Annotated in this window: 8 protein-coding genes; 4 read left to right on the top strand and 4 right to left on the bottom strand. The window is 48.1% G+C overall.

Features of this window, described 5'->3' with window-relative positions; translation table 11 throughout:
- Window positions 1-110: 110 nt before the first annotated feature.
- Genes ACJAZW_RS14800 through ACJAZW_RS14790 form a run of 3 tightly spaced genes read left to right on the top strand, consistent with a single transcriptional unit; the run spans window position 111 to window position 2274 of the window.
- Window positions 111-644 carry a DUF599 domain-containing protein gene (locus tag ACJAZW_RS14800; protein ID WP_415159467.1) on the top strand — a complete coding sequence of 178 codons (534 nt, stop codon included), beginning with the start codon at window positions 111-113 and terminating at the stop codon, window positions 642-644.
- Between the two features lies 1 nt (window position 645).
- Entirely contained in the window at window positions 646-1143 is a 498-nt protein-coding gene (locus tag ACJAZW_RS14795; RefSeq protein WP_415159464.1) for a lysozyme inhibitor LprI family protein, read from the top strand.
- A 3-nt stretch (window positions 1144-1146) separates the two neighbouring features.
- Window positions 1147-2274, top strand: coding sequence for a DNA alkylation repair protein (locus ACJAZW_RS14790; RefSeq protein WP_415159462.1), 1128 nt, complete (start codon window positions 1147-1149; stop codon window positions 2272-2274).
- Here ACJAZW_RS14790 and ACJAZW_RS14785 read toward each other — a convergent pair.
- The 4 genes from ACJAZW_RS14785 to ACJAZW_RS14770 form a co-directional block, all read right to left on the bottom strand.
- Window positions 2242-2886: a nucleotidyltransferase family protein gene (locus ACJAZW_RS14785; protein WP_415159460.1), complete on the bottom strand. Its 645-nt coding sequence runs from the start codon at window positions 2884-2886 to the stop codon at window positions 2242-2244. The two genes, ACJAZW_RS14790 and ACJAZW_RS14785, sit on opposite strands and share 33 nt — an antisense overlap.
- A gap of 163 nt (window positions 2887-3049) precedes the next feature.
- Window positions 3050-3979: a pirin family protein gene (locus ACJAZW_RS14780; protein WP_415159458.1), complete on the bottom strand. Its 930-nt coding sequence runs from the start codon at window positions 3977-3979 to the stop codon at window positions 3050-3052.
- Window positions 3980-4119: 140 nt separating this feature from the next.
- The gene (locus ACJAZW_RS14775; protein ID WP_415159456.1) at window positions 4120-4524 is read right to left on the bottom strand and encodes a DUF427 domain-containing protein; all 405 of its coding nucleotides are present in this window, start codon (window positions 4522-4524) and stop codon (window positions 4120-4122) included.
- A 32-nt stretch (window positions 4525-4556) separates the two neighbouring features.
- Window positions 4557-5012 carry an SRPBCC family protein gene (locus ACJAZW_RS14770; RefSeq protein WP_415159454.1) on the bottom strand — a complete coding sequence of 152 codons (456 nt, stop codon included), beginning with the start codon at window positions 5010-5012 and terminating at the stop codon, window positions 4557-4559.
- A 117-nt stretch (window positions 5013-5129) separates the two neighbouring features.
- Between ACJAZW_RS14770 and ACJAZW_RS14765 the strand changes: the two genes are divergently transcribed.
- A complete protein-coding gene (locus ACJAZW_RS14765; protein ID WP_415159452.1) occupies window positions 5130-6032 on the top strand; it encodes a LysR family transcriptional regulator in 903 nt (300 codons plus the stop codon).
- The last annotated feature ends 498 nt before the right edge of the window (window positions 6033-6530 follow it).

Genomic DNA, 6530 nt, shown 5'->3' with positions numbered 1-6530 from the left:
GTAGTTCTTTCTCGCTCATTACAAACAATCCCATATTTGCATGCCTCACCGTAAACTGATAAATCGACTTGATGAGACATTTCTAACTTGCTAATGTGAGACATTACTAAATTGCGCTTACAGATGGTATTCTCACCGGCAACATTATGAGCGCAGTTTCATTTTTTGCCTCCACCTCTGTATTGTTGATTTTGGCGATGTTCGCCGTTATCGGACAGCTCAACGAACTTTTGCCCACCATGCGCTCTTTAAGCTGGGGCGAGATCTACTCAGATCTCGACTATCAGATTCATTTTGTCGTTATGTTGGTGATGACCGTCATGGCGTTTTTGTCGTTCACATTGTCACTACGTCACTTCAATCATTTTTGCATTTTGCTCGGCGCGGCGGATCATTCGGTAAACGCCGACCCCGCAGAAGTGAAGGCGATGACCAACCTAAACACCCAGGGTGCCAGGCACTTCAATTCCGGCATACGTGCCTACTATTTTTCCATCGCCAACGTGGGTTGGTTCTTATCAACGACCGTCGGCATCATCATGGGTGTGGGTACAATCGCCTTTATAATATACCGAGAGTATTTTTCTGCGGCGCGCACGGCAATTGCCCAATTGCCCGCCAGCAACAACAAAATTGGGGACTGAAATGACACGATATCTTCTTCCAGCAATTGCTTTGGCAATTCTCATGATTACCGGCGCAAGCCAGGCCCAAGAAATAACCACCGAAGACGAAATTCAAATGCAGCAATGCATTGAAACCGTGCATGATATTCAAAGTTCTGGCGAGGATGTTTCGCTTAGCGAATGCATTGGTGCCGCGTCGCGGGTTTGCATGGACGCGCCAGGTGGCATGACAACAGTTGGCATGACCTCATGCACCATGCGCGAGAATGCTTGGTGGGACCAATATCTCAACTTCTTGTACCAAGACCTTAAGGACACCCGAACAAAGGAAGAATTCGCCCTGTTACGCGATGCGCAACGCGCATGGATCACCTTTCGCGACAGCGATTGCAGTTTTACATACGAAGTCTGGAAAGAGGGTACAATTCGCTCGAACATGTACGCCAGCTGCGTATTGGACAAAACCGCGAACCGGGCCATCGAATTAGCGCAATATGTTGACTGGTCAAACATGTAGCCAATGCCTGAACCGTTCAAAAATTTCTTCAATCTGCCGCTGATCGAAAAAATGGGGGCGTTGCTGGTCAACGCCTATCCCGCTTTTGACAAGCAAAGATTTGCAACGCTTGCGACGAAGGATTTTGAGGAACTAGAGCTGAAACAGCGATCAAACCAAATCCGTGACGCGTTGGTGGCAACCTTACCGCATGACATCGCGGTTGCAGGACCAATTCTGATCGCAACTTTGGGCGAGCAATCGCCAATTGATGGGGGCACCACAAAGGAACAAAGCGATGGGCTTTCTGGCTTCGCCATTATGCCCATGGCAGATTTTGTCGCAGAAATTGGCATCGATGATCTGAAGACAAGCTTTGCTGTTTTGGAGGAACTAACCAAGCGTTTTAGTGCAGAGTTTGCCGTCCGGCCCTTCATTATTGCCGCGCCAGAAAATGCAATGTCCCACTTTGCCAATTGGGCAAACAGCGAAAACGCGCATGTGCGACGCTTGGCTTCCGAAGGCTGTCGCCCGCTATTGCCGTGGGGCTTGCGGTTGCAACAATTCGTCAAAGACCCAACCCCAATACTGCCTATTCTTGAGGCTCTCAAGGACGACCCAACAGAATATGTACGTCGTTCTGTTGCCAACAATCTAAATGACATTGCCAAAAACCAGCCGGAGCTGGTGGCCCAGATTGCGAAAGAATGGCTGGAGGGTGCCTCCAAAAACCGCCAACGCTTGGTGCGGCACGCCTGTCGCACATTGATCAAAAATGGCCATCAACTAACGTTAAAAGCGCTGGGCTACGCACAACTTAAGGCCGAATTTCTGGCCTTCAAACTGAAAACCGATATTGTCAAACTGGGTTCATCGCTCACGTTCGAATTCACCCTCAAAAATACCACAGGTCAACCGCAGCCGATCATCCTTGACTATGCTATTCATTTCCAAAAAGCCAATGGCTCCCTGTCGCCAAAAGTGTTTAAGCTTAAAACCAGCACGATAAAACCGAACGAAATACTCAAGGTCGAAAAGGTGCATATGATCAAACTAATCACCACGCGCACCTTTTATCCCGGCGATCACAGGATCGAAATACTGGCCAATGGCAAATCCTTAGGAAGCTTGCCGTTTATTCTTGAAATCTGAAGTGGGTTGTTCCCACGGAACAATTGTTAGCTCTGGCCAATTTTGGAGCGCACGCTTGCCTTTTTCGATATGTGTCTTTTCATTGTGAAGCACATAATTTGGTGTCACCCGAAAAGAAAATATTTCATCAAGGCCATAAGGCGCATAAAGCTCAAGCTGATCATTTGCACCCAATCGCACCGCAACAGAATGTGTAATTGACGCAAATCGGTCAATGCCTTCTTCACACGACATCAGTGGCGTGTAGTCTTGCCCAAAATGATCTTTATACCAAAGATGCACCCTCGCTTGGTTGCGCACCTCTACTGGTGGTTTGCAACCCGCAAATATCTTGTCGGCGCGCTTGATCTCCTTATCCTCGGCTTCATAGCTGAGGTCAATTCGATCAAAGTAGAAAATATCCACATCCTTGACCCCATGCATGTAGGGACGTTCGGTGAGGTAATTCCAAATATTGTTATAAATGGCACCCGACACAATCCAATGATCAGGCAAGTCCAGATCACGCGCGCGCAACAACACATCCATCAATTCTGGATATGAGCGGACAATTTCCTTAAGTGCGCAGCGTTGTTCGTCAAATGGTAGATCTGAAAATCGTAAATGGTTCATGGCAGTCATATGCCACAAGCAGACAAGAACATATAGCGAACTTTTTTCAAATTCGCACATTTTTGGACTTGAAAACTGAAACCTCTTGATTCCAAATTGGAATTCTTTGCAGCCAGTTTGGCCCTGAACATCAGTTCCTTTTGATGTTCAGGGCTTATTCTTTCTAGTTCTTTCGCCATTCGGCGCTGCTTTGCTTGATAAATGTACCAGCTTGCAGCTCATTCACTGCCTCAATAAGCTCTTGGCGTGTATTCATCACAATCGGGCCGTGCCACGCCACCGGTTCCTGCAATGGTTTGCCCGAAATCAGCAAAAACCGAACGCCTTCTTCACCCGCCTGCACAACAACTTCGTCGCCAGTGCCAAAATAGACAAGCGTACGATCCCCGCTCATGTCGCGAATGTGTAACTCCTCACCAGCAACTTCCTTTTCGGTCAAAACGCCCACAGGGTTTGACGCATCACGGAAGCTGCCCGACCCCGCAAACACATAAGCAAAGGTATTGCGATAGGTATCAACCTTAAAAACCTTTCGCACCCCAGGCGGAACCGAAATATCTAAATATTGCGGGTCTGCGGCAATGCCATCCACAGGACCTTTTTTGCCCCAGAAATCACCAACCACAACCCGAACAGATGTGCCATCATCATCAACAATTGTTGGCACATCACTGCTTTCAACATCTTGATAACGTGGCGCGGTCATTTTCATTGCGGCAGGCAAGTTTGCCCAAAGTTGGAAACCATGCATTTGCCCGTTCTGATTACCCTTGGGCATTTCCTGATGCATAATGCCAGACCCGGCCGTCATCCATTGCACATCACCCGCATTGAGCTCGCCTTTATTGCCCAAACTGTCGCCATGCTCCACGGAACCTGACAATACATAGGTAATGGTTTCAATGCCGCGATGCGGATGCCAAGGAAACCCTTTGATAAAGTCTTCCTCTCGATCATTACGAAAATCATCGAATAACAAAAATGGGTCTAGCTCCTTGGGCTCGTGAAAGCCAAAGGCACGGTGCAGCTTTACCCCCGCGCCCTCCATGGTGGGCGTTGCCAAAACGGTCTTCTTTACAGGGCGTATAGACATATCTGTCTCCCGATCTCTTAGGGCGGTCCAAATGCCGCCTCGCTCATCGGTCAATATAGGTGCACAATCGAGTTGAATAACCGCTCAATTTGCAACAGTCTTTTCCTTATGTGCGTCAATCAACTGCGCAAGACCGTTGCTTAAACACCAATTTCAACCCGTACACGTTCAGGCAGAAAGGACATTAAGCCTTTGATCTGTTGGGAAAAGTCAAACGGCGCATCATAGGCCCACGCAATCTCTTTGCCCAAATAACCATAATAGCTTGCATCCCCTTTCAGTGGACAATGGGTTTGCTTGTCCAACAGCTCCAATTCCATTAACAAATCAGATTTGGGAACATAAATACGTGGCGCATAGACAGATTTTCCAGTCTCTTGCAACCACACCGCCTGTTCACTGCTCGCAACAAGTTCATCCACCACATAGACCTCAACAAGCACTCCAACAGGTTGAATATGCATGAAATGCTCATGATTTTGTGGGTTACGAACGATATTTTCTACCATGATATGTTCCGCTTCAATGTGTATCATTTGGTTCATTGTCAAAATCTAAGTATATGCAAAAACCAAACCTATGCCGCCAATTTTTCGACAAACTGGGCGTTGCCAGCAAGCAAACTTTCAAACGCCTTGCCCAATTGCAGTTTGGCCATAGGGCCCAGCAGCTTGCCCAACAACCCGTATTTCATTTCAAATTCCGCATGGACCAGCAGTTTTGTCCGGTTGGCCGCAACGCTTTCAAAGTCAAAGCGTATCGTTGAACGCTCCAGCGGTACATTGCCATCATACATCAACACAATCATATATTCCTGCGGCGCATAGCCAATGATTTCCTCGTAGATCGTTGATTTACCATCCAATAAATCACATTGTCGCTTTGCGCCGATGCCTGTTACCGGACTGCCGGTAAGCAAATTGCTTGCCTTCAAGTTTGGGTTAAAGTCTTCAATATCACCAAACTTGTCCCAACTTGCCCAGACCTCATCAATAGGTGCGTTCACAATAATCTGCTTATTGATCGTAATCATCATCGCCTCCAGTACGTTTATTTCCATTGCGGCAAGCATATGGCGAAAAATCACTTGGTTGGAATACGCAACAAAGATACATTTTGGTGCAAATATGAACCAATCAAGGAGTGATGCATGGCAACGGCAATTGAGCGGTTAAACTGGGAAAACATCAAAATCTTTCTCGCTATTGCGCGCGGCGGCAGTTTGCGACGTGCGGCTGAGCAGCTGCGCATCAACCACGCCACCATGGCCCGACACCTCAACACGCTTGAAGACCAAGTGGGCGCCCGCCTATTCGATCGCACAAAATCGGGCTTGGACCTCACAGCAATTGGCCATCGCCTATTGCCGTTTGCCCAAAATGTCGAAACCGAAATCGCCGCTGCATCTCGTGTTGTTACCGGACACGACCAAAAACTTGAGGGCGTTGTGCATCTCTCTTTGCCACCATCAATGGTTCTATCGCCCATCAGCCAGTACTTGGCCGATTTTGCAATCAAATACCCAGACATCGAAGTTGCATTGGACCTCACAAACACAATTGCTCAACTTAACAAGCGCGAAGCGGACGTCTCATTGCGTTATGCGCAAGAAGTAACCGACGACGTTGTGGGCCGCCGCTTGGTAAAGTGCTCAAAAGCGATTTATTGCTCGCCAGAGTACGCAAAAAAGATGGTCGACAATCACGGGGAAGGGTTGCACTGGATTGGGTGGGCCGAGGAAGAAGGCGCAAAAACCACCGCCTGGACAGAAAAATCAGCTTTCCCCAAAGCGCAGCTTAAATACCGCGCCAACGAGGCGGTGCCACAGCTGACTTTGGCCAGTTCGGGCTTAGGGTTGGCCATGTTGCCCTGTTTTATTGCAGATCAATTTCCCGGTCTCGAGCGCGCGCCGTTTAGCACTGCCCTGCCGGATCGATCCATATGGCTGTTGCTGCATAGCGACCTCAAATCTACGGGGCGTATCCGCGCTTTTGTCGACTACATTGCCGACCGCATACTTGCTGATCGCGCCCTGTTTCGTGGTGAGAACTGAGCTGAGTTTCAGCCACAAAGTTCGCCGCTTTTGTACAAAGAGAATAGATTTCGCCCGTTGGTGATTGACCGCTTCTGCGGGGGACGTGACAATAAATTCATCGCCCCCCACATACGCTATTTCATGCTGGCTGTTGTCCTTTTTCCCGCCGGGCCGGGCAGCTTTTGGACGCAGCCTTGTTCTAAGCATCGGGTGACAGGACAGTTCTCAAAGAAGTCAAAACCCTAAAACCCGACGTTCAAGCCAACTTTGACAGTATGAAATACAGGATGCCCAATATATTGGTCGGTCGAACTGATTGATCCGGGGGTTGAACATGCTCGAATTTTGTGGAGAGATTTTCATTCAGATTGCCAGCTAAATTTGAGACGAACGCCCTAATAAGGCGTGCCGATAAAACATAAAATTGAATCGGCCTCTTCTTTTTCTTTGGTTTGAACGCAAAAACGCCCCCCAGTTTTCACTGGAGGGCGTTTTTTTTAATTATAGATCGTAAAG

It is taken from the genome of Maritalea sp., from assembly GCF_047634455.1.
In the GTDB taxonomy this organism is placed as follows: domain Bacteria; phylum Pseudomonadota; class Alphaproteobacteria; order Rhizobiales; family Devosiaceae; genus Maritalea.
The sequence above is the reverse complement of the archived record's forward strand: the minus strand, read 5'-3'. Positions and strand labels throughout refer to the sequence as shown.

Excerpts from the sequence above, each read along its gene's own strand:
- ACJAZW_RS14795 (WP_415159464.1), top strand. The coding sequence starts at position 646 with ATGACACGATATCTTCTTCCAGCAATTGCTTTGGCAATTCTCATGATT.
- ACJAZW_RS14790 (WP_415159462.1), top strand. The coding sequence starts at position 1,147 with ATGCCTGAACCGTTCAAAAATTTCTTCAATCTGCCGCTGATCGAAAAA.
- ACJAZW_RS14785 (WP_415159460.1), bottom strand. The coding sequence starts at position 2,886 with ATGAACCATTTACGATTTTCAGATCTACCATTTGACGAACAACGCTGC.
- ACJAZW_RS14780 (WP_415159458.1), bottom strand. The coding sequence starts at position 3,979 with ATGTCTATACGCCCTGTAAAGAAGACCGTTTTGGCAACGCCCACCATG.
- ACJAZW_RS14775 (WP_415159456.1), bottom strand. The coding sequence starts at position 4,524 with ATGAACCAAATGATACACATTGAAGCGGAACATATCATGGTAGAAAAT.
- ACJAZW_RS14770 (WP_415159454.1), bottom strand. The coding sequence starts at position 5,012 with ATGATTACGATCAATAAGCAGATTATTGTGAACGCACCTATTGATGAG.
- ACJAZW_RS14765 (WP_415159452.1), top strand. The coding sequence starts at position 5,130 with ATGGCAACGGCAATTGAGCGGTTAAACTGGGAAAACATCAAAATCTTT.